We start from the raw sequence: 21,389 nt of genomic DNA on the forward strand, positions 1-21,389 counted from the left end.
TCCCTGATCACCTCAAAAACCCGCATTCGCATTTTGGTAAAGTTTTTTATAAACGCAGCCAACATGGGACATTTACGTGGTTTGGCCGAGGAGATGAAGGAATCCACCAACGCCATTCGTAAGGAACTAAACAACCTTTCCGAAGCCGGCTACCTGGAAAAAGAAGCCGTACAAAACCGCATTTCTTACAAAGCCAACACCAAACACCCTTTATTTGCCGTCCTTCAAAAAATCGTCTTCCAGCATTTGGGACTCGATGCCCTAGTGGTCATGATCTTGGAGCGTATGGGTGAGGTCAAAAAGATTGTGGTGATCGGCGATTATGCCGAAGGAAACGATTCGGGAACCATAGAAGTGGTAGTGGTAGGCGATGCCCTAAACACCAAATACATCGAACAGCTGGCCATTAAAATTGAAGAACAAATCAACAGAAACGTACAGTTTTTAATCACTCAGGAATATAAAGGGAACGGGTTGGTCATATATGAAGCTCTTGAGAAGGAGAAAGTTTAAAGCTCAAAGGTGAAAGCTCAAAGTTTTTGGTTTTATATAATATTATAATTCAAATCAAACTCCCTTTCCTTGGGAAAGGGCTGGGGATAGGATAAAAGCTCAAAGCTCAAAGGTGAAAGCTCAAAGTTTTTGGTTTTATATAATATTATAATTCAAATCAAACTCCCTTTCCTTGGGAAAGGGCTGGGGATAGGATAAAAGTTTAAAGCTCAAAGTTTAAAGCTCAAAGTTTTTGGTTTTATATAATATTATAATTCAAATCAAACTCCCTTTCCTTGGGAAAGGGCTGGGGATAGGATAAAAGTTTAAAGCTCAAAGCTGAAAGCTCAAAGTTTTTGGTTTTATATAATATTATAATTCAAATCAAACTCCCTTCCTTGGAAAGGGCTGGGGATAGGATAAAAGCTCAAAGCTCAAAGCTCAAAGGTGAAAGCTCAAAGTTTTTGGTTTTATATAATATTATAATTCAAATCAAACTCCCTTTCCTTGGGAAAGGGCTGGGGATAGGATAAAAGCTCAAAGCTCAAAGCTCAAAGGTGAAAGCTCAAAGTTTTTGGTTTTATATAATATTATAATTCAAATCAAACTCCCTTTCCTTGGGAAAGGGCTGGGGATAGGATAAAAGCTCAAAGCTCAAAGGTGAAAGCTCAAAGTTTTTGGTTTTATATAATATTATAATTCAAATCAAACTCCCTTTCCTTGGGAAAGGGCTGGGATAGGATAAAGCTCAAAGCTCAAAGGTGAAAGCTCAAAGTTTTTTTATATAATATTATAATTCAAATCAAACTCCCTTTCCTTGGGAAAGGGCTGGGGATAGGATAAAAGCTCAAAGCTCAAAGGTGAAAGCTCAAAGTTTTTGGTTTTATATAATATTATAATTCAAATCAAACTCCCTTTCCTTGGGAAAGGGCTGGGGATAGGATAAAAGCTCAAAGGAAAAGAAAAAATGCTATAGAAATTAGATAAGTATGGAATTAGGATTTAAGAAATTGGATGTTTGGAGGAAGGCGATTGATTTTGCGGACAGTGTTATTGACTTAACGGAAAATTTAAACACCCAAGCCAAACACTATCGATTAATAGAGCAGGTAGAAGCTTGTAGTGCATCGGTTTCGGCTAACATAGCTGAAGGTAAGGGAAGAAACTCCAATAAAGAGTTTATAGAGTTTTTATACATTGCCAGAGGATCTTTATATGAAACGATCTCATTTCTAAGTCTTTTTGAAAAAAGAAAATGGATTACAAAAGAGCAATTAAATAAATTAGAAGAAGCGGCAGTTGAAATAGCTTCAATGATAAAAGGATTAATTAATGCCATCGCTAAAAACTTAAAATAAAGACCATGACTCTGAACTTATTTCTTTCAGCTTTAAGCCACGGCCTTTCAGTATATAGCTTTTAGCTTGCAGCTTTCACCTTTCACCTTTAATTATGAATTGGCACGTACTATACACCAGAGCCCGAAACGAAAAAAAAGTCGCTGAGCGATTAGCGCAATTAGGCATCGAAGTATATTGTCCCATGAAAACGGAAATCAAACAATATAGCGATAGAAAAAAAAAGGTAACCACCCCCCTAATTCCTTCCTATATTTTTGTGCGACTGGAAGCGCATCAACGAGAACTAGTATTTCAAGCACCAGGAGTGGTGCGCTATGTCTACTGGTTGGGGAAACCCGCAACGGTACGAAATAAAGAAATCCTAGTATTGCAAGAACATTTAAAAGGAACACTCATTGCAGTGGAAGTCTCCGACTATAAAAAAGGAGATCTCATCAGCATTCCTGAAGGACCTTTTAAAGGAAAAGAAGGAAGGGTCACACAATTAAGTAAAAATAAATTACAGCTGGTGCTGAGCGAACTGGGGATGTTAATAACCCTGACTTTAGAAGGAAAATAATAGAAAGGCAGCCTTTCTAAAACACATAAAAAAAGTACCTTTGTCGCCTCTTAATATGGGACGGACCGGGCGAAGCCATGCGGAGTTGGAAGCTCTTTAAAAAATTACACAAATTAAACCGAATTAAACCGAATTTCTCGAATGGACTCCATAGATAAAATAGTTTATAAAGAAGAAAGCTTTAAAATTATTGGTGCTTGTATGAAAGTTCATCGTTCATTAGGTGCTGGATTCTTAGAGGCCGTTTACCCTGTGGAATAATGTATTACTATATCTACGTTTTAAGAAGTTTAAAAGACAATAATTTTTATACTGGTTACACTAGTAATCTGGAAAACAGAATTCTTGAGCATCAGAAAGGACAAGTTAAATCCACTAAATATAGATTGCCAATTGAACTTGTTTATTTTGAAGGTTGTATGAATCAACAAGACGCAACAAGTAGGGAAAAATATTTAAAAACAACTTATGGTAAAAGATATATTATAAATCGCATCAAAAAATATTTAGAAGCTATTCCACAGGGTTTATGAAGAAGCTTTGGAAAAGGAATTTCAAATCCAAAAGATCCCTTTTAAAAAACAAGTGAAATTGGAATTATTTTATGACAATCAGAAATTGCAAAAGCATTACAGAGCAGACTTCGTATGTTATGATACGATCATTTTGGAAATAAAAGCGGTATTACAAATGCCTATAGTATTTAATGCACAATTGAAAAACTATTTAAAATGCACAAAAATGGAATTGGGAATGCTCATTAATTTTGGTACACCCTCTTTAACATATAAAAGAATATTAAATTCACCCAATTCGCAATAATTCGCATAATTCGTGAAAATCTTAATACAAGAAAAAAAACTTACAGTAAAGTCTAAATGAATAACAATGAAATAATTGTATACCAGCCCAATCATCTGCCCACTCATTTAGAGGTGCAGATTAAAGATGAATCGGTATGGTTGAATAGGCAACAACTTTCCTTGTTGTTTGATAGAGATGTTAAAACTATTGGGAAACATATAAATAATGCCTTGAAGGAGGAATTAAAAGGAATTGCAGTTGTCGCAAAATTTGCGACAACTGCAACGGATGGTAAAGTTTATCAGGTGGCGCACTATAATCTTGATATGACACTCTCTATTGGTTACAGGGTAAAATCAACAAGAGGGATAGAATTCAGAATCTGGGCCAATACTATTTTAAAAAAATATTTATTAAAAGGGTATGCATTGCACAACAGAATGGATATTTTGGAGCAAAAAGTAACTCAATTACAAGAGAGGAACAATCAATTTGACTTATTGCTAAGAACTACACTGCCTCCAAGCGAGGGTGTTTTTTATGATGGACAAATATTTGACGCTTATGAACTTATAGCCAAGATTATTAAATCGGCCAAAAAATCGATTATTCTCATAGATAATTATTGTGATGAAAGTGTATTGTTACTGCTTTCAAAAAGAGCACAGAAAGTGCATGCAACAATATATACACATAAAATAGAAGCTGCCTTGCAATTGGACTTAGATAAACATAACCAACAATATGCGCCAATAACTATTCAGGTTTTCAAAAATGCACATGACCGTTTTATTGTCATAGATAATGTTGAACTCTATCATATAGGCGCCTCTTTAAAAGACTTGGGCAAAAAATGGTTTGCTTTCTCAAAATTGAATATCGATCCTAAAGAATTACTTGGTAAATTATAACAGTGGTCAGGAAATGGTAAACCATTATCAACACAAAATAAACAATCCGCGTAATCCGCGCTAATCCGTGGAATCTTTTTTAAATAATCCTTGCATTCCCTTTTAAAACTCTCCAATCCTTTTAAAAATCTGTGAAAATTTAAAACAAACATGAAACAAATACAAAACAAAAAAATACTCATCACAGGTGGTGCAGGATTTATAGGCAGCCATGTTGTACGTTTGTTTGTTAATAAATATTCTGATTACCATATCTTTAATTTGGATGCTTTGACTTATGCTGGTAATTTAGAAAATTTAAAAGATGTAGAAACTGCAGAGAATTACACCTTCTTGAAAGCAGACATTTGTGACCGTAAACAAGTTGCTGATTTCTTTGAAAAATATAATTTTGATACAGTGATACATATGGCAGCTGAATCTCATGTTGATCGGTCAATCACCAACCCGTTTGCCTTTGTAGAAACCAATGTGATGGGAACTTTGAATCTATTACATGCTGCAAATAACTCATGGAAAAACAGTGATAAAAATCACCTGTTTTTCCACATCAGCACAGATGAAGTTTATGGGACCTTAGGTGATACAGGTTTATTTACTGAACAAACAGCTTACGATCCAAACTCACCCTATTCCGCATCAAAAGCCAGCTCCGATCATTTCGTCAGAGCTTTTGGCGAAACTTTTGGTTTACCCTATATCATTAGTAATTGTTCCAATAACTATGGCCCTAATCAGTTTCCAGAAAAGCTTATCCCTCTTTTTATAAATAATATTATCAATAATAAAGTTTTGCCGGTATACGGCGATGGGAATTATACCAGAGACTGGCTTTATGTGATAGATCATGCTATTGCCATTCATTTGATTTTAGAAAAAGGTAAAATAGGTGAAACTTATAATATAGGTGGATTCAACGAATGGAAAAACATCGACTTAGTAAAAACACTTTGCAAACAGATGGACGAGAAACTGAATAGACCGGCAGGTGAAAGTGAAAAGCTTATTACTTACGTCAAAGACAGACCAGGTCACGATTTACGCTACGCCATAGATGCTTCGAAAATAAATAAAGAATTAGGCTGGAAACCCAGTGTGACCTTTGAAAAAGGGCTTTCCAAAACCATAGACTGGTATCTAAATAATGAAGTTTGGTTGAAAAATGTGACGACTGGAGCTTATCAGAAGTATTATAGTGGGCAGTATTCTTAGAATTAGCACAAATTAAATCGAATTTCACAAATGGATTTCGAAAAGATTTTAAACAAAGCAGAAAGCTTTCAAATTATTGATGCATGCATGAAAGTGCATACTGCATTAGGTGCTGGTTTTATGGAATCTGTTTATCATGAAGCACTAGAGAAAGAATTCGAAAGCCAGGAAATAGAATTTGACAGTAAAAGGAAACTTCAGGTTTATTACAATGATGTTCCGTTGAAAAAATATTTTATAGCTGACTTTATCTGGTTTGATAAAATAATTATTGAAATTAAAGCTGCTTCATTTTTACATAAAGACACAGAAGCTCAAACTATAAACTACCTTAAATCCACTAATTATAAATTGGGTTTATTGATTAACTTTGGAGAATAAAGGTAGCTTGGAAAAGATTCTTAAACACTAAATAAAAATTTTGAAGAATGGATCTACGCAATTCGCGTAATCCTTTTCAATCCTAATAAAATTCTCGAAATTATTTTTAAAATTTGTGCAAATCAGTAAAACGACATGAAAGGAATCATATTAGCAGGTGGCTCAGGAACAAGGCTTTTTCCATTAACAATAGCGGTTAGTAAGCAACTATTGCCTGTTTACGACAAGCCAATGATTTATTACCCATTATCAGTTTTAATGTTGGCAGGTATTCGTGAAATTTTAATTATCACAACACCTCACGATAAGGAAGCTTTTTTAAAACTGTTGGGAGATGGATCTCAGGTTGGCTGTCAATTTGAATATGCCGCACAGCCAGAACCAAATGGATTGGCAGAAGCTTTTATTATTGGTGAAAAATTTATTGGAAAAGATAAAGTGGCATTGGTACTAGGTGACAATATATTTTATGGCAGCGGTTTTGGAGCCTTGCTTCGCAGCAAAACCAATATCAAAGGAGCTTCTATATTCGCTTATCCGGTGACCGATCCTGAACGTTATGGCGTTGTAGAATTTGATGAAAACAACAAAGCCATTTGTGTTGAAGAAAAACCTAATAATCCAAAATCTTCCTACGCAGTACCAGGTTTGTATTTCTACGATAACAGGGTTGTGGAATTTGCTAAAAAAGTAAAACCATCTGATAGAGGAGAAAAAGAAATTACTACATTAAATCAAATGTACCTTGAGAGGGGAGAACTGGAAGTGGGCATTATGACACGTGGAATGGCCTGGCTAGATACAGGTACTATAGACGCAATGGACGATGCTTCTGAATTTGTAAGAGTCATCGAAAAGCGTACCGATAAAAAAATAGCCTGTATTGAAGAAATTGCTTATTTACACGGTTTTATTAATAAAGAACAAGCGATTGAAGTTTCTAAAAAATATGGAAAAAGTGGCTATGGCGACTATATACTGAAAATTGTAACGACATAATGGAAAAAGCACGGATAATAGAGTTGCCAAAATTTTTAGACCCACGAGGCAATTTAAGTTTTTTTGAAAATAGCAATCAAATACCTTTTGATATAAAAAGGACCTATTGGATTTATGATGTACCAGGGGGTGAAATTAGAGGTAGTCATGCCTTTAAAAAATCATATGAATTTATTGTTGCTCTTTCTGGCAGTTTTGATGTAGTTCTAAATGATGGTGAAAAAGAAATGAAATACAGTTTAAATAGGTCTTATTATGGATTTTATGTGCCAAAACTTCTATGGAGAAGTATAGAAAATTTTTCCACAAATTCATTGGCATTAATAGTTTCGTCTATGTCATTTGATGCTAGTGATTATATTAGGGATTTTGACGAATTCAAAAGTATTAGAAATGAATTTAAAAAATAATACAGTATTTGATTGTTCTATAATCGATGTTTCTAAAGTCCATACAATCTCTGGAAATATTACGGTAATAGAAAACTCTATTAACATTCCTTTTGATGTAAAAAGGGTGTATTATTTATATGACATCCCGGGTGGTGAAGCACGTGGAGGGCATGCACATTATGAGCTGGAACAATACCTTGTTGCAGCCAGCGGCAGTTTTGATGTAATTTTAGATGATGGCAAAAATAGAAAATTAGTGAGTTTGAATAGACCAAATCTTGCACTTCATATTTTGCCGGGATTGTGGCGTGAATTGGATAATTTTTCTTCGGGCTCTATTTGTTTGGTTTTGGCATCTCATTTATACGATGAAAAGGATTATATTAAGAATTATAAAGAATATTTAGAATATAAATAATGAAATATTTTTGTCACAAACTATCAGATGTCCAATCTGAAAATATTGGAAAAAAAACAACTATTTGGCAATTCGCAGTTATTTTAAAAGGAGCTAAAATTGGTGATAATTGTAATATTAATTCACACGTATTTATTGAAAATGATGTGTTGATTGGTAATAATGTTACTATAAAATGTGGTAATTTCATTTGGGATGGTGTAAGGATAGAGGATAATGTTCAAATAGGACCCAATGTAACTTTAACAAACGATAAATATCCAAGGGCGAAAAATCCAAATTTTATTCCAAGTGTTTTAACAATTAAATATGGCTCATCAATTGGAGGTGGCGCAATCTTAACACCGGGACTAATAATAGGAGAGTTTTCTTTAATAGCCGCTGGAGCAGTAGTGACTAAAAATGTACCACCTCATGCTTTAGTTATGGGTAATCCGTCTAGAATAGTAGCTTACGTGGATGAATTTGGTAAAAAAATACCAATAGAAACTAAAGAATTTACTAATAAATTAGGCAATACTTTTAATATAAATGAATGATACGCTTGTTGTATTTTTTTTGTTAAGTAAACTATGAATATACCAATATAAAACAAATGATTAAATTTTTAGACTTACAAAAAATAAATGCTCAATATGAGCAGGAGTTAAAAGAAGCAGCAAACCGAGTAATCGATTCTGGTTGGTATTTAATGGGCAAAGAATTGGAAACTTTCGAACAAAACTATGCTAACTTTTGTGGCGTAAAATATGCTTTAGGGGTTGCAAATGGGTTGGATGCTCTTCGGTTAATATTTAAAGCCTATATAGAACTGGGGGGGATGCAAAAAGGCGATGAAGTAATTGTGCCTGCTAATACGTATATCGCTTCCGTTTTGGCAATTTCAGACAATGATTTAATTCCTGTTTTTGTAGAACCCAATAACAAGACCTATAATTTAGATTCATCAAAATTGGAAGCTGCTATCACAAGCAAAACAAAAGCTATATTAACCGTTCATTTGTATGGCCAAAATTCTATTGATCAGCAAATGTTGGATATATGTGCTAAGCATAACTTAAAATTAGTGGAAGACAGCGCACAATCCCATGGCGCTTTATGGAACAGAAAAGTATCTGGTTCCATAGGGGATGCGGCCGGCCATAGTTTTTATCCAGGGAAAAATTTAGGGGCTTTAGGTGATGCTGGTGCGGTAACCACCAATGATGAACCTTTGGCAAAAACTATCACCGCATTGCGGAACTACGGCTCACATAAAAAGTATGAGAATATATATCAAGGTTTAAACTCAAGATTGGATGAAATTCAGGCAGCATTTTTAAATGTGAAGTTAAAATACATTAAAAAGGATATTTTAGAAAGAAGATGTATGGCCAACTATTACTTGGAACATATAAAAAATCCGGCAATCATTTTACCCGAAGTACTAAATGAAGAAGGTCACGTTTGGCATTTATTTGTAATTCGAACATCAAAAAGAGATATTTTACAAAAATATATGAATGATAATGGTGTCCAAACATTAATTCATTATCCCATTCCACCACATCTACAAAAAGCATACAGACATTTAGGCTATAAAGCAGGAGACTTTCCAATAGCCGAAGAACTGGCTAAAACGCTAATCAGTTTACCGTTGTGGGTGGGTATGGACGAGAAAACTTTGAAAGTGGTAACTGATAAAATATGAGTAAAATTAAATCTTTGGTTAAAAATAGTATCCCAAAGCCTTTATTTAGAATTTTAGGAAGGTGGAAAAAAAATTTTTTCTATAAAAAGTTTGACAATCAATACAATCGTATTCTAAAAGAACTCAAACAGAAAAGTAAAATTAAGATTGCATTTTACATATTCAATGCCGACACCTGGAAAGCAGATACTGTATATCAAGCATTTGAAAAAAGTGACAAATTCATCCCTTATCTAGTTATCTGTCCATTAATTAATAAAGGCGATAGCTTTCTTCAACAACAATTTGAACAATGCCTCAGTCTAGTTAAAAAGAATAGGTATAGATATATTGTTGGTTTTAAAGGTTTAAAAGAATCTGAAATAGTTAAAACTCAAATACCAAATTTTGATATAGTATTCTTTTTGAATCCTAACAATTTGTCAATTAGGCCTTACAGAATTTTACACAATAAAAATTCTTTAAATTGTTATATACCTTACTCTTTCAATATTGACAATTTGATGGATTATGAATTTAATAACTTTAAGCTCAATCTGATGTATAGATTATTTGCACTCACCCCTTATCATCAAAAAATGTATCAGGAATATAGTGATAAGAAAGGGTCTAATACTTTTGTGTCAGGATTTCCTCAACTGGATCGCTTTTTTAAAAATACATCTTCCAATCCGTGGAAAAATCCAAAGTCAACACGTAAAAAAATTATTTGGGGACCCCATTGGACAATTCCAGGAAAGCAGGAAACTGGCTTAGATTGGAGCTGCTTTTTAGATTATGCTGAATTTATGCTACAATTGGCTGATAGGTATAAAGAAGTAATAGAGTTAGCATTAAAACCGCATCCTTTTTTATTTCAGTTGCTTTCTAAAGAAGAAAACTGGGGTAAGATCAAAACAGATGCATATTTAACGAAGTGGGAGCTAAGAGAAAACTGCCAAATACATTGGGGTGATTATTTAGATTTATTTATTCATTCAGATTCACTTATACATGATAGTGGTTCTTTTACGGTTGAATATTTATGTGTTGATAAACCTGTAGCTTACACTAGTAATCGTAATAACTATATTGAAAGATTTAACCAAATAGGCAGAAAAGCGATTTCTACACATGAAATTATTTCAAATAAAAATGATTTAGAAAAATTTATAACTTCGATATTAGAAGATAAGGATCCATTTAAAAATCCTCGAAGCGATTTTCAAATTAACACATTAAAAGCAGACGGTAAAGCAGGAAAAAGAATTGTAAAACATTTAGAAAAAATATTAAGATGAAGATACTAGATTGTACAATACGAGACGGGGGTTATTATACCAACTGGGATTTTTCAGATCAAGTGGTAAATACTTATCTAAAAGCTTTTAACGACTTACCAGTGGAGTATTTAGAAGTTGGATACCGCTCTAAACAATTAGAAGGTTATTTGGGTAAATATTTTTATTGTCCAGTTCCTGTGTTGAAAGAACTAAAAGCACAAAGCAATAAGAAGTTAGTTATAATTTTAAACGAGAAGGATGTTCGAGCAGAAGATGCTGAGGAATTATTGCTGCCCGTTAAAGATTATATAACTATGGTTAGAATGGCTATAGACCCTAAGAACTTTAAAAGAGCATTAATATTGGCGAAAAAAGTTAAAGAACTTGGCTTTGAAGTCGCTTTCAATGTCATGTATATGTCAACCTGGAAAGATGAAAAAGATTTCCTAGGGTTAATACCCAAGGTCGATGGTGTGGTGGATTACTTTTATATGGTAGATTCCTTTGGTGGGGTGTATCCTGAAGATGTAAAAGAAACTATTGCCTTGGTACGTTCAAAAACAAATGTTAAATTAGGTTTCCATGGACATAATAACTTAGAAATGGCTCTTGCCAATACACTTGTGGCTATTGAAGAAGGAGTGGATATTGTAGATGCTACCATCACCGGTATGGGGCGAGGAGCAGGAAATTTAAAGACAGAATTGTTACTCACTACTTTGCAGGCTAAAGGCAAAGTGGATTTTGATTACAACGAGCTGAGCAAAGTGGTTGACTCCTTTTCTCAACTACAAAAGAAATATGAATGGGGAACAAATTTACCCTATATGGTTTCAGGAGCAAATTCCTTACCCCAAAAACAAGTGATGGAATGGGTTAGTAAACGCTATTATTCGTTCAATTCTATTATAAGAGCCTTGAATAACCAAAGTCAAGGAAAAGAAGATAATCTCACCTTACCAAAATTAACAACCAACGATACCAAATACCAAAGCGCTTTAATTGTTGGTGGCGGACCAAGTCCTGTAGAACATTCAGCTGCTATAGATCAGTTTTTAATCCAGAATCCTGATGTTTTAGTGATTCATGCGAGTTCTAAAAATGCTTTGAGTTTTACTGAAGTGCCTAACGAACAAATCTTTTGTTTGGTGGGCAACGAGGGTCACCGTATGGAAGAAGTATTCGGAGAAAGAAAGATTGAAGGCAAATGTATTTTACCTCCTTTTCCAAGAAAAATGGGGACATATATACCTAAAGCATTAGAAAACAATGCTTTTGAATTAAAAGAAGTAAGTTTTACCGAAGAATTTAAGGATTCACACACTGCAATAGCACTTCAAACTGTTTTAGATATTGGATTAAAAAGAGTATATTTAGTAGGCTATGATGGTTACAGTAAAGACATTAGTCAAAAAGAACAAGAACTTTTTATTGAAAATGAATACATGTTTAGCAAAGTAAAGGAGGATGTAGAGTTAATTTCTTTGACTTTAACTAATTATACAGTTTTACAAAAATCTGTTTATGCCTTTTTAAATGAATAAAGTTAGTGTTTTTTTACCAACAAGATCTGGTAGTGAGAGAGTTGTAAATAAGAATACAAAAAGATTCGCAGGAGTTGAAGGAGGCTTATTAGCTATTAAACTTGGACAGTTAGTTAAGTGTGATAATATTGATGAAATTGTGCTTTCAACAAACGATGAAAAATCAATAGAAATTGCAGAAAATTTTAAAGTAATCTCTACTAAGTTAAAGGTTATTCTAAGACCAAATGAGTTAGCTTTAAGTACAACAGATTTAGTAGATTTAGTTAACTATGTTCCAACTATATGTAATAACGAACACATACTTTGGACACATGTAACGTCTCCTCTTGTTGATACGCTTGATTATAGTTATGCAATTGAACTATATTTAAAAAATATAAACGAAGGTTATGATTCATTAATGAGTGTAAAAGCAATACAAAACTTTATGTGGTCAGAAGAAGAAAATAGAGTCACCAATAAACAACAAGACGATGACAAAAAATGGCCACGTACACAAGACCTAATAAAAATGTATGAAGTAAATTCAGCTGTTTTTATAGCTCCGAAAAGAGTTTATAAAATTGAAAAAGACAGAGTAGGAATAAAACCATTTCTTTTAGAACAGAATCAAATACAATCAACTGATGTTGATTGTGAAGAAGACTTTAAACTTGCCGAAATACTTTATGAAAAGTTCAAATATAATTAAAACCATATTTTGGGATTTCGATGGTGTTTTAATGAATTCCAATGCGGTTCGGGATAAAGGATTTGAATTGGTATTAGCCGATTACCCTAAAGACCAAGTCAAACAACTCATGGATTTTCACCAAGCCAATGGAGGCTTATCGAGGTATGTCAAATTCAGGTATTTCTTTGAAGAAGTTAGGGGTGAGGAAATTACTGATGAAGAAGTTCAAATTTGGGCAGATAAATTCTCAGAAATCATGTATGCCAACTTAATAAATGAAGATTTACTCATCAAAGAAACCAATGATTTTGTTAAAGCCAATTACCAAAAGTACCAAATGCATATCGTATCCGGTTCAGATGGCAAGGAGCTCAGAAAAATATGTAAAGGGGTTAGGATAAATCAATACTTTAAAAGCATTGAAGGCTCACCAACTCCTAAGAAAAAACTGGTCGCCAATATTTTAGAAGAACAAAATTATAAGCAAGAAGAATTTATTTTAATCGGCGACTCGATTAATGATTATGAAGCTGCAAAAAATAATGGAATATTTTTTATGGGCTACAATAGCAAAAAAGTAGCTCCATTGTCTGATATGAGAATGTTTTAATGACATTAAAATCAAAAGCCACCTCAGGATTTATATGGAATGCAGTGGAGCGCTTTTCTGTAACGATAGGTCAATTCGTCATAGGAATAGTACTAGCTCGACTTTTAACTCCGGAGGATTTTGGATTAATTGGGATGTTATCCATTTTTATTGCAGTTTCGCAGGTCTTTATACAAAGTGGTATGGGATCGGGGCTTATCCAAAAGCAAGACAGGTCTGATGAAGATTATTCAACCGTTTTTATATTCAATCTAGTAGTTAGTGTTGTTTTATACGTACTGTTATTTGTATCAGCGCCATATATTGCCTCGTTCTACCAAATGCCGTTATTGACTTCACTGACACGTGTTTTAGGGATTATATTAATCATAAACGCGCTTTCAATTGTACAGCGAACTAAATTAGAGATTGAAGTTAACTTTAAATTGTTGGCCAAAGTCAATGTTATTGCCATGTTGATAGGTGGTGGAATTGGCGTAGCAGCTGCTTTTTTAGGCTATGGTGTATGGTCATTGGTTATTCAAACTATTTCTATATCTACAGTAACTGCCATAGGACTTTGGATAATAGGTAACTGGAGGTTGTCGTTAATTTTTTCAAAGACTTCCTTTCAAAGCCTTTTTGGCTACGGGTCAAAATTGCTGATGGCTGGGATATATGCAACAAGTTTAAAAGAAGCTTATAATTTGGCAATTGGGAAATTTTATATGGCATCACAATTAGGGTATTTCAGTGAAGCTAAAAAGTTTGCAGAAGCACCTTCAGGTTTAATTTCGAGCATATTACAAAAAGTAACTTTTCCAATTCTTTCATCACTTCAGCATGATAAAAAAAGACTGGTATCAGTATATAGTAGAATTATAAAAACTGCTGCATTTATAACTTTTCCCACATTGCTTTTGCTTGCCGTAGTTGCTGAACCACTAATTTCTGTGTTATTAGGAGAGAAGTGGCTCCCTGCTGTTCCCTTACTTCAATGGTTTTGTTTGGCGAGGATAGTAACTCCTATGAGTATTGTTAATTTAAGTGTTTTAAATGCTATTGGTAGATCAGATTTATTTTTAAAAGTAGACCTTATAAAAGGACCTATGATTATTATTGCGTTGTTAATTACTATACCTCTAAGTATAGAGGCAGTAATCATTAGCCAAGTATTTACCTCATTTTTTTCATACCTTATTAACACATATTATTCTGCTAAGTTTTTCAATTATGGAGCTTTGAAACAATTAAGAGATATTAGTAAAACAATAATTGCGAGTGTTTTAATGACGTTAGTTACTGTGGTTGTTATATACTTTATTCAAGATACATACCTTAAAATATTGGCAGGTGTTATTGTTGGGTTTTTTACCTTTCTATCAGTAGCATACCTGTTAAGAATAAAAGAATTAAATGAAATCAAAAACATAGCTAAAGAAAGATTATGGAGAAAGTAGAACCTTTAGTAAGTATTTTAGTTCCGTGTTATAACCATTCTAATTATGTAAAAGAATGTATTGTAAGTATTATTAATCAAACATATACAAATTACGAACTTATTGTAATAGATGATGGGTCAACAGACAATTCTGTAGAAATTTTGGAGAAGTTATCGAAAGAGTTTAATTTCAGATTATTTGCGCAAAAAAATAAAGGCATTTCAGCTACCTTAAACAGAGGGATTAAAGAATTTTCGTCGGGAAAGTACATCACATTTTGTGCATCAGATGATTTTTGGGCAGAAAATAAGCTTGAAAAACAGGTTCGTTTTATGGAAGAGAATTCAAATATACCTATGTGTTTTGGTAAGGTTCACTATGTTGATGTAAATTCAAAAATCATCGATCGTTTGGATAGAAGAAACGATCGACTAAAAGGAGGTAGATTATTTGATGATATACTTCTATTTAAAATCCATCCGCCAGTTAATTACATGTTCAAAAAATCAATTTTTGATGAAGTAGGGTATTATGATGAGTCTGAAATCGTAGAAGATTATGATATGAATTTAAGAATTTCAAGTAAATATAGTATAGGGTTTATTGATGAATATCTTTCTTTTTATAGAGTAGGCAATTCAATTGAAAGGTTTGATAGGTTTATCAGTGTGATTGATTCTCAGATTCGTATTTTAAAAAAGTACAAAAATAAGGAAAAATACAGTAAAGCAGTTTCAAAGTCTTATTTAAGAAGATCTTTGTTAAAAGCAAAAAAGAAAAACCATAAATTTAGTGCAATAAGTGATATAATAAAATCTGGTAGAATAATTGACCGTTACATGCTGATAATAATATACAACTTAGTATTTAATTGGAACGAATGAAAGCTATTTTAAAAAGTTCCTTCTTAATTTTTATATTATATCTATATCTTTTTCAGCCTCCTGTAATAGATAAATATTACTTTATTGCTGCGGAGATTTTTTTGGTAATATATTTAATAATTCTAAATAAAATAAAATTAAACGATTATAAATTCTTTAAATCTGATTTAAAAATTCTAGGTGTAATAGTTCTTTATGCCATAATAAGAGATCTTTTAGCTCTTAAAGAAGTATATTCATTTAGGTTTATGGCTTGGGGATTTCAATCTTATATTTTGGGTATTATTATTTGTAAGTATTTTATCCAAAATAATTTAGACCTTTTAAAGTATCTATTTTATACATCTTTGACAGCTTCAATAATTACTGCTGGTCTAGTTTTCTTTCCAGCTTTTGATAATTGGTATAATTCAGTAAGGATAAATCTAAATGAACTAGAGGCTTATAAAAACTTTGATTTTAGATACAGGAGTTATGGTATATCTGAAAATTTAACATTTACATATTCTTTTGTAATGGGATTGTTTGCTTCTTATTCTTTAATCAAACTTAGAAAAAATAGTTTTTATATTATTTCATTTATTTTCTTTTTGTTTGCGGTTATCTATAACGCAAGAATAGGATTTGTACCAGTTATATTGACTTTAATTTATATAATTTGTAATAAAAGTTACTATAAAAGTTTATTAAAGGCGTCTCTTCTTTTAACTGCTATTGTTTTTTTTATTAGATATAGATATCCCTATGTTACTGATATAGCTTTAAATAATAAAAAATGGGTTTTAGAGTTTTTTTATTCAATTTCTGATTTAATTTTTAACACTAATTATTCAAGAGTTAATACGTTGTCTACGCTTGGTGGTGATTTCATCGTTTTTCCTAAAACCTTGATAGGTTTGATATTTGGAGAAGGAGAGTCACTCTTTGGAAGGTCTGATGTGCAATCGAGTGATGTTGGTTATATCTTGCAGATTTATTATGGAGGATTTTTCCTTTTGTTTTTGCTAGGTATTCTTTTTATAAATCAGGTAAAAAGATTTTCTTCTTACTACTCTTTTAAAGATTGGTATTTTTTTATTTTTTTTAGCTCTATTTTAATCTTAAACTTTAAAGGTTTTATTTTCTCAGCTACTCCAGGGGGAAGAATACTAATTTTGATCTATTTGTATAAAATTTTAGAAATAAAGCTTAAAAATTCTAATAATGTAATTATTTCTAGAAAATCTTTTTAATTCCAAATTAATGAAACAATATTTTTTAGCAATGTAGAGACAATAATCTAATTTCCAAAAACTAAAAATGAAATTTATAACTAAAATTTTTAATTTTTTTCTAAAATCATTATATGCGATGCTCGATCATGTTGGGTATGCTAAATGGATTGGAGTCAATATGGGTAATAATATACATATCTATGGTAATCCTTTATCAATGTTTGGGACAGAACCTTGGTGTATTACTTTAGGAAATAATGTGCACATCACTAGAGAAGTTTTGTTTATTACCCATGATGGTGGTACGTTGTTATTTAGAGATAAAGTACCAGATTTAGAAATAACAAAACCAATAACAATAGGTAACAATGTTTATATTGGCGCAAGAAGTATTATAATGCCCGGGGTTGTAATAGGTAATAACTGTATTATTGGGGCAGGATCTGTAGTTACAAAAAACATACCTGATAATTCTGTTTATGCAGGTGTTCCAGCGAAGAAAATAAAAGCTTCAGAAGAATATTTTGAAAGCCTAAAAGAAAAATCACTAAAACTAGGTCATCTTAATGCAGTTGATAAAGACAAGGCTTTAAAAGAATATTATAATTATAAGAAATAACTTATGTTAAAAAATAAAACCTTACTCATCACTGGGGGTACAGGATCTTTTGGGAATGCTGTACTAAAACGCTTCCTTCATACTGATCATTTTTCTGAAATCCGTATTTTTTCACGAGACGAGAAGAAACAGGATGACATGCGTAAGCAGCTGAATAACGAGAAGTTAAAATTTTACATTGGAGACGTCAGGCAATACGATAGCCTGGAGCGGGCTACAAGAGATGTAGATTACATCTTTCATGCCGCTGCACTAAAGCAAGTGCCTTCCTGTGAATTTTTTCCTTTAGAGGCAACCCGAACCAATGTTTTGGGAACTCAAAATTTAATTGATGCGGCAGCTTTCAACAAGGTAAAGAAAGTAATTTGCTTAAGTACGGACAAAGCGGCATATCCCATCAATGCAATGGGGATATCTAAAGCCCTGATGGAGAAAGTAGCTACAGCTGCTTCTAGAAACTTAAAAGAAACTACGGTCTGCTTGACACGCTATGGCAATGTGATGGCATCCAGGGGTTCAGTCATTCCGCTTTTTCTAGAGCAGATTAAAGCAGGTAAGCCATTAACCGTCACTGATCCTAAAATGACACGCTTTCTTATGTCTTTAGACGAAGCTGTAGAACTGGTCCTGTTTGCTTTTGAAAATGGAAACGCTGGTGATTTGTTTGTCAATAAAGCCCCGGCTGGAAATATCGGTGACTTGGCACAGGCCGTAAAAGAACTATGCAAGGCGGATAATGAAATCAAAATCATTGGTACCAGACACGGTGAGAAGCTCTACGAAACACTGTGTACCCGGGAAGAAATGATTAAGGCTGAAGATATGGGAGATTTCTATAGAATACCTGCAGACAACAGAAACTTAAACTATGAGCAGTACTTCTCTGAAGGCGAAGAAGCTATTTCTGCCATAGAAGATTATAATTCTCATAACACAGAACAGCAAGGTGTAGAAGGCATGAAAAAATTGTTAAAAGAACTGCCAATAGTACAGGAAATGATGCCTAAGTAAATCTATTTCGCAAGCTTTTTAAAGGTAATAACCATACTACTATAAGATAATGTTTATTTATCTGGAAAGCGGTTAGATATAAAAAATATGTTTTGTCTTTCTAAGTGTAGACGAAGGTATTAACAAAAGTGTCTCGACTGCTCTCGACGTGACACTTTCAGTTTAATTTAGGTTTCATATTAGACATGAAAAAGCATTAAAAATAATAAAATGAACATACTAATAACCGGCGCTAAAGGTTTTGTTGGTAAAAATCTGGTGGCAGAACTTAATAATATCAAAGAAGGAAAGGTAAAACATCCACTACTTTGTAAAGACCTGCGTATTTTTGAATACGACAGACAAACCGAACCTTCCTTATTAGATGAATATTGCAAAGATGCCGATTTTGTGTTTCATTTAGCAGGAGTAAACAGGCCTAAAGACCCCAAAGAATTTATGGAAGGAAACTTTGGGTTTACAAGTGAATTGCATGAGAAACTAAAGACATATAATAACACTTGTCCCATCATGATTTCATCATCCATACAGGCGGAGTTGAATAATCCGTATGGTGAATCCAAAAAAGCAGGAGAAGATTTGTTATTGAATTATGCTAAAGACACTGGTGCAAAAGTATTTATTTACCGTTATCCTAATGTTTTTGGAAAATGGTGCCGTCCCAATTATAATAGCGCGGCAGCTACCTTTTGTCACAATATCGCACACAACCTTCCTATTACGGTGAATGATCCAAATGTTAACATGACGCTGGTTTACATAGATGATGTGGTTCAGGAACTACTAAATTGTCTAGTTGATAAAGCCAATAAAACCGGAGACTATTACAAAGTTGGAGTAGAACATCAGATTAAATTAGGTGAGATTGTCGAATTGATTCAATCTTTTAAGGAAAGTCGATCCACACTGCAAGTCCCTCATTTATTAGACGCTTTCACTAAAAAGTTATATTCCACTTATTTAAGCTATTTACCGGAAGATCAGTTTTCCTATCCTTTAAAAATGAACGTGGATGAACGTGGATCGTTCACTGAATTTATTAAATCTCCAGACAGAGGTCAGGTTTCCATTAATATTTCTAAACCAGGCATAACGAAAGGGAATCACTGGCACCATACAAAAAATGAAAAATTTCTGGTGGTGTCCGGTTCCGGGGTCATACGCTTTAGAAAAGTAGATGAGCCCTCAGATGTTGTTGAATACGTGGTGTCGGGAGAAAAACTTGAAGTAGTGGATATTCCTGTAGGATACACTCATAATATCGAAAATTTAGGGGATACAGACATGGTAACGGTGATGTGGGTCAACGAAATATTCGACCCAGAGCAACCGGATACGTATTTTGAAATTGTATAAAGATAGTATAGTAAAATGCAGCCAAAACTTATTAAAGGAGGTCATCATCAGGATAAAAGGGGTCAAATTCACTATAATAATGAATTTGACGCCTCAGCAATAAAGCGAATCTACACCATTGAAAATATAGACACCTCATTAATCAGAGCCTGGCAGGGACATTCTATTGAAAGAAGATGGTTTTCAGCTATTCAAGGAGCATTTCAAATCAAGCTTATAAAAATTGATGATTGGGAAAAACCAAATCCAAAACATAAGAGTTCTATATTTGAATTAAATGAGGGTTTAGATATCTTATGCGTGCCGCCAGGATTTGTAAGCAGTATTCAGGCACTTAAGAAAGACTCAAAGTTATTGGCGATGTCAGATTATTTACTTGGAGAAGTTAGTGATGAATATAGATTCGATAAAAATTATTTTACAACACAATAGAGTAATGAAAAAATTAAAAGTGATTACGGTTGTTGGGACGCGACCAGAAATAATTAGACTTTCAAGAGTATTAATCGCATTAGACCAATCTTCTGCAATTGAACATATTTTAGTCCATACCGGTCAGAATTACGATTACGAATTGAATGAAGTTTTTTTCGAAGATTTAGGCATCCGTAAACCCGATCATTTTCTTAATGCGGCAGGATCCAATGCCACCACCACGGCTGGACAGATACTAATCAATATTGACCCAATTCTAGAAGAAGAACATCCAGATGCCTTTCTAGTCTTAGGCGATACGAATTCCTGTTTGTGTGCCATTGCGGCCAAAAAAAGAAAAATTCCTATTTTTCATATGGAAGCTGGAAACCGTTGTTTTGACCAACGTGTGCCCGAAGAAACCAACAGAAAAATAGTAGACCATATAAGTGATATTAATATGACCTACAGTGATATTGCCAGGGAATATTTATTGCGCGAAGGCTTGCCAGCCGACAGAATCATAAAAACGGGCTCTCCCATTTACGAAGTGGTGGCTGCGTACAGCAAACAAATCGACGATTCAAAGGTATTGGCGACATTGGGATTACAAAAGGAAAATTATTTTGTCGTTTCAGCGCACAGGGAAGAAAATATCAATTCCGGCAATTTTATAAAGTTGGTTGAAAGTTTGAATGCCATTGCGGAAACATACGGATTACCGATTATTGTTTCAACACATCCACGCACAAGAAATAAAATTAATGAAACAGGGGTTAAATTTAACTCCTTGATTCAATTAATGAAACCTATGGGATTTCATGATTACAATCATTTGCAAAAAAATGCCAAAGTAGTGTTGTCGGATAGCGGTACCATTTCAGAAGAATCCTCCATTATGAATTTCCCGGCATTAAATATACGGGAAGTCCACGAACGTCCTGAAGCCATGGAAGAGACTTCCGTAATGATGGTTGGATTAAATCCTGAACGCATTATGCAGGCTTTGGAAATACTAAAGACACAAAAAAGGGGTGAAGAAAGAACGTTGCGACCGGTAGCCGATTATTCTATGCCAAATGTGTCTGATAAAGTGCTGAGAATTATTTTATCTTATACTGATTATGTGAATAGGGTAGTTTGGAATAATTGATTTTAA

At 33.4% G+C, this 21,389-nt stretch carries 26 protein-coding genes; all 26 read left to right on the forward strand.

Features of this window, described 5'->3' with window-relative positions; all coding sequences use genetic code 11:
* The first annotated feature begins 63 nt into the window (after positions 1-63).
* The 26 genes from KG732_RS07935 (at position 64) to wecB (ending at position 21,383) form a co-directional block, all read left to right on the forward strand.
* The gene (locus tag KG732_RS07935; RefSeq protein ID WP_300980391.1) at positions 64-513 is read left to right on the forward strand and encodes an ArsR family transcriptional regulator; all 450 of its coding nucleotides are present in this window, start codon (positions 64-66) and stop codon (positions 511-513) included.
* Positions 514-1,481: 968 nt separating this feature from the next.
* Entirely contained in the window at positions 1,482-1,850 is a 369-nt protein-coding gene (locus tag KG732_RS07940) for a four helix bundle protein (RefSeq protein ID WP_213522225.1), read from the forward strand.
* A 94-nt stretch (positions 1,851-1,944) separates the two neighbouring features.
* Positions 1,945-2,412, forward strand: a complete 468-nt coding sequence (locus KG732_RS07945; protein WP_213522227.1) for a UpxY family transcription antiterminator — start codon at positions 1,945-1,947, stop codon at positions 2,410-2,412.
* Between the two features lie 141 nt (positions 2,413-2,553).
* Positions 2,554-2,673 carry a GxxExxY protein gene (locus tag KG732_RS07950; protein ID WP_300980392.1) on the forward strand — a complete coding sequence of 40 codons (120 nt, stop codon included), beginning with the start codon at positions 2,554-2,556 and terminating at the stop codon, positions 2,671-2,673.
* Complete coding sequence (locus tag KG732_RS07955) at positions 2,673-2,945, forward strand: GIY-YIG nuclease family protein (RefSeq protein WP_213522229.1); 273 nt, start codon at positions 2,673-2,675, stop codon at positions 2,943-2,945. Before KG732_RS07950 ends, KG732_RS07955 begins: the two co-directional genes overlap by 1 nt.
* Positions 2,946-2,952: 7 nt before the next feature.
* On the forward strand, positions 2,953-3,234 hold the full coding sequence (locus tag KG732_RS07960) for a GxxExxY protein (protein ID WP_213522231.1): 282 nt from the start codon (positions 2,953-2,955) through the stop codon (positions 3,232-3,234).
* A gap of 56 nt (positions 3,235-3,290) precedes the next feature.
* Complete coding sequence (gene rhuM, locus KG732_RS07965; protein WP_213522233.1) at positions 3,291-4,127, forward strand: RhuM family protein; 837 nt, start codon at positions 3,291-3,293, stop codon at positions 4,125-4,127.
* 150 nt (positions 4,128-4,277) lie between these two features.
* Positions 4,278-5,339: a dTDP-glucose 4,6-dehydratase gene (rfbB, locus tag KG732_RS07970; protein WP_213522235.1), complete on the forward strand. Its 1,062-nt coding sequence runs from the start codon at positions 4,278-4,280 to the stop codon at positions 5,337-5,339.
* A gap of 30 nt (positions 5,340-5,369) precedes the next feature.
* Entirely contained in the window at positions 5,370-5,720 is a 351-nt protein-coding gene (locus KG732_RS07975) for a GxxExxY protein (protein ID WP_213522242.1), read from the forward strand.
* A gap of 135 nt (positions 5,721-5,855) precedes the next feature.
* Entirely contained in the window at positions 5,856-6,719 is an 864-nt protein-coding gene (gene rfbA / locus KG732_RS07980; RefSeq protein ID WP_213522244.1) for a glucose-1-phosphate thymidylyltransferase RfbA, read from the forward strand.
* On the forward strand, positions 6,719-7,129 hold the full coding sequence (locus tag KG732_RS07985; protein WP_213522246.1) for an FdtA/QdtA family cupin domain-containing protein: 411 nt from the start codon (positions 6,719-6,721) through the stop codon (positions 7,127-7,129). Before rfbA ends, KG732_RS07985 begins: the two co-directional genes overlap by 1 nt.
* Entirely contained in the window at positions 7,113-7,529 is a 417-nt protein-coding gene (locus tag KG732_RS07990; RefSeq protein WP_213522248.1) for an FdtA/QdtA family cupin domain-containing protein, read from the forward strand. The genes KG732_RS07985 and KG732_RS07990 overlap by 17 nt, the downstream gene beginning before the upstream one ends.
* The gene (locus KG732_RS07995) at positions 7,529-8,068 is read left to right on the forward strand and encodes an acyltransferase (RefSeq protein WP_213522250.1); all 540 of its coding nucleotides are present in this window, start codon (positions 7,529-7,531) and stop codon (positions 8,066-8,068) included. Before KG732_RS07990 ends, KG732_RS07995 begins: the two co-directional genes overlap by 1 nt.
* Before the next feature lie 56 nt (positions 8,069-8,124).
* Positions 8,125-9,219, forward strand: a complete 1,095-nt coding sequence (locus tag KG732_RS08000) for a DegT/DnrJ/EryC1/StrS aminotransferase family protein (protein ID WP_213522252.1) — start codon at positions 8,125-8,127, stop codon at positions 9,217-9,219.
* The gene (locus tag KG732_RS08005; RefSeq protein WP_213522254.1) at positions 9,216-10,499 is read left to right on the forward strand and encodes a CDP-glycerol glycerophosphotransferase family protein; all 1,284 of its coding nucleotides are present in this window, start codon (positions 9,216-9,218) and stop codon (positions 10,497-10,499) included. Before KG732_RS08000 ends, KG732_RS08005 begins: the two co-directional genes overlap by 4 nt.
* Positions 10,496-12,025: an aldolase catalytic domain-containing protein gene (locus KG732_RS08010; protein WP_213522256.1), complete on the forward strand. Its 1,530-nt coding sequence runs from the start codon at positions 10,496-10,498 to the stop codon at positions 12,023-12,025. Before KG732_RS08005 ends, KG732_RS08010 begins: the two co-directional genes overlap by 4 nt.
* The gene (locus KG732_RS08015) at positions 12,018-12,719 is read left to right on the forward strand and encodes a hypothetical protein (RefSeq protein ID WP_213522264.1); all 702 of its coding nucleotides are present in this window, start codon (positions 12,018-12,020) and stop codon (positions 12,717-12,719) included. Before KG732_RS08010 ends, KG732_RS08015 begins: the two co-directional genes overlap by 8 nt.
* On the forward strand, positions 12,697-13,311 hold the full coding sequence (locus KG732_RS08020) for an HAD family hydrolase (protein WP_213522266.1): 615 nt from the start codon (positions 12,697-12,699) through the stop codon (positions 13,309-13,311). Before KG732_RS08015 ends, KG732_RS08020 begins: the two co-directional genes overlap by 23 nt.
* A complete protein-coding gene (locus tag KG732_RS08025) occupies positions 13,311-14,750 on the forward strand; it encodes a lipopolysaccharide biosynthesis protein (protein WP_213522268.1) in 1,440 nt (479 codons plus the stop codon). Before KG732_RS08020 ends, KG732_RS08025 begins: the two co-directional genes overlap by 1 nt.
* Positions 14,738-15,616 (forward strand): glycosyltransferase, encoded by an 879-nt coding sequence (locus KG732_RS08030; RefSeq protein ID WP_213522269.1) that lies wholly within the window; start codon positions 14,738-14,740, stop codon positions 15,614-15,616. The genes KG732_RS08025 and KG732_RS08030 overlap by 13 nt, the downstream gene beginning before the upstream one ends.
* Positions 15,613-16,848, forward strand: coding sequence for a hypothetical protein (locus tag KG732_RS08035; protein WP_213522271.1), 1,236 nt, complete (start codon positions 15,613-15,615; stop codon positions 16,846-16,848). The genes KG732_RS08030 and KG732_RS08035 overlap by 4 nt, the downstream gene beginning before the upstream one ends.
* Positions 16,849-16,915: 67 nt before the next feature.
* Positions 16,916-17,449 (forward strand): DapH/DapD/GlmU-related protein, encoded by a 534-nt coding sequence (locus KG732_RS08040; protein WP_213522273.1) that lies wholly within the window; start codon positions 16,916-16,918, stop codon positions 17,447-17,449.
* 3 nt (positions 17,450-17,452) lie between these two features.
* On the forward strand, positions 17,453-18,460 hold the full coding sequence (locus tag KG732_RS08045; RefSeq protein WP_213522275.1) for a polysaccharide biosynthesis protein: 1,008 nt from the start codon (positions 17,453-17,455) through the stop codon (positions 18,458-18,460).
* Positions 18,461-18,670: 210 nt separating this feature from the next.
* Complete coding sequence (locus tag KG732_RS08050; RefSeq protein ID WP_213522277.1) at positions 18,671-19,816, forward strand: capsular polysaccharide biosynthesis protein CapF; 1,146 nt, start codon at positions 18,671-18,673, stop codon at positions 19,814-19,816.
* 15 nt (positions 19,817-19,831) lie between these two features.
* Entirely contained in the window at positions 19,832-20,248 is a 417-nt protein-coding gene (locus KG732_RS08055; RefSeq protein WP_213522279.1) for a WxcM-like domain-containing protein, read from the forward strand.
* Positions 20,249-20,252: 4 nt separating this feature from the next.
* Positions 20,253-21,383: a non-hydrolyzing UDP-N-acetylglucosamine 2-epimerase gene (wecB, locus tag KG732_RS08060; protein ID WP_213522281.1), complete on the forward strand. Its 1,131-nt coding sequence runs from the start codon at positions 20,253-20,255 to the stop codon at positions 21,381-21,383.
* Positions 21,384-21,389: the final 6 nt, after the last annotated feature.

The sequence above is a fragment of the Nonlabens sp. genome (assembly GCF_018401815.1).
GTDB lineage: Bacteria > Bacteroidota > Bacteroidia > Flavobacteriales > Flavobacteriaceae > Nonlabens.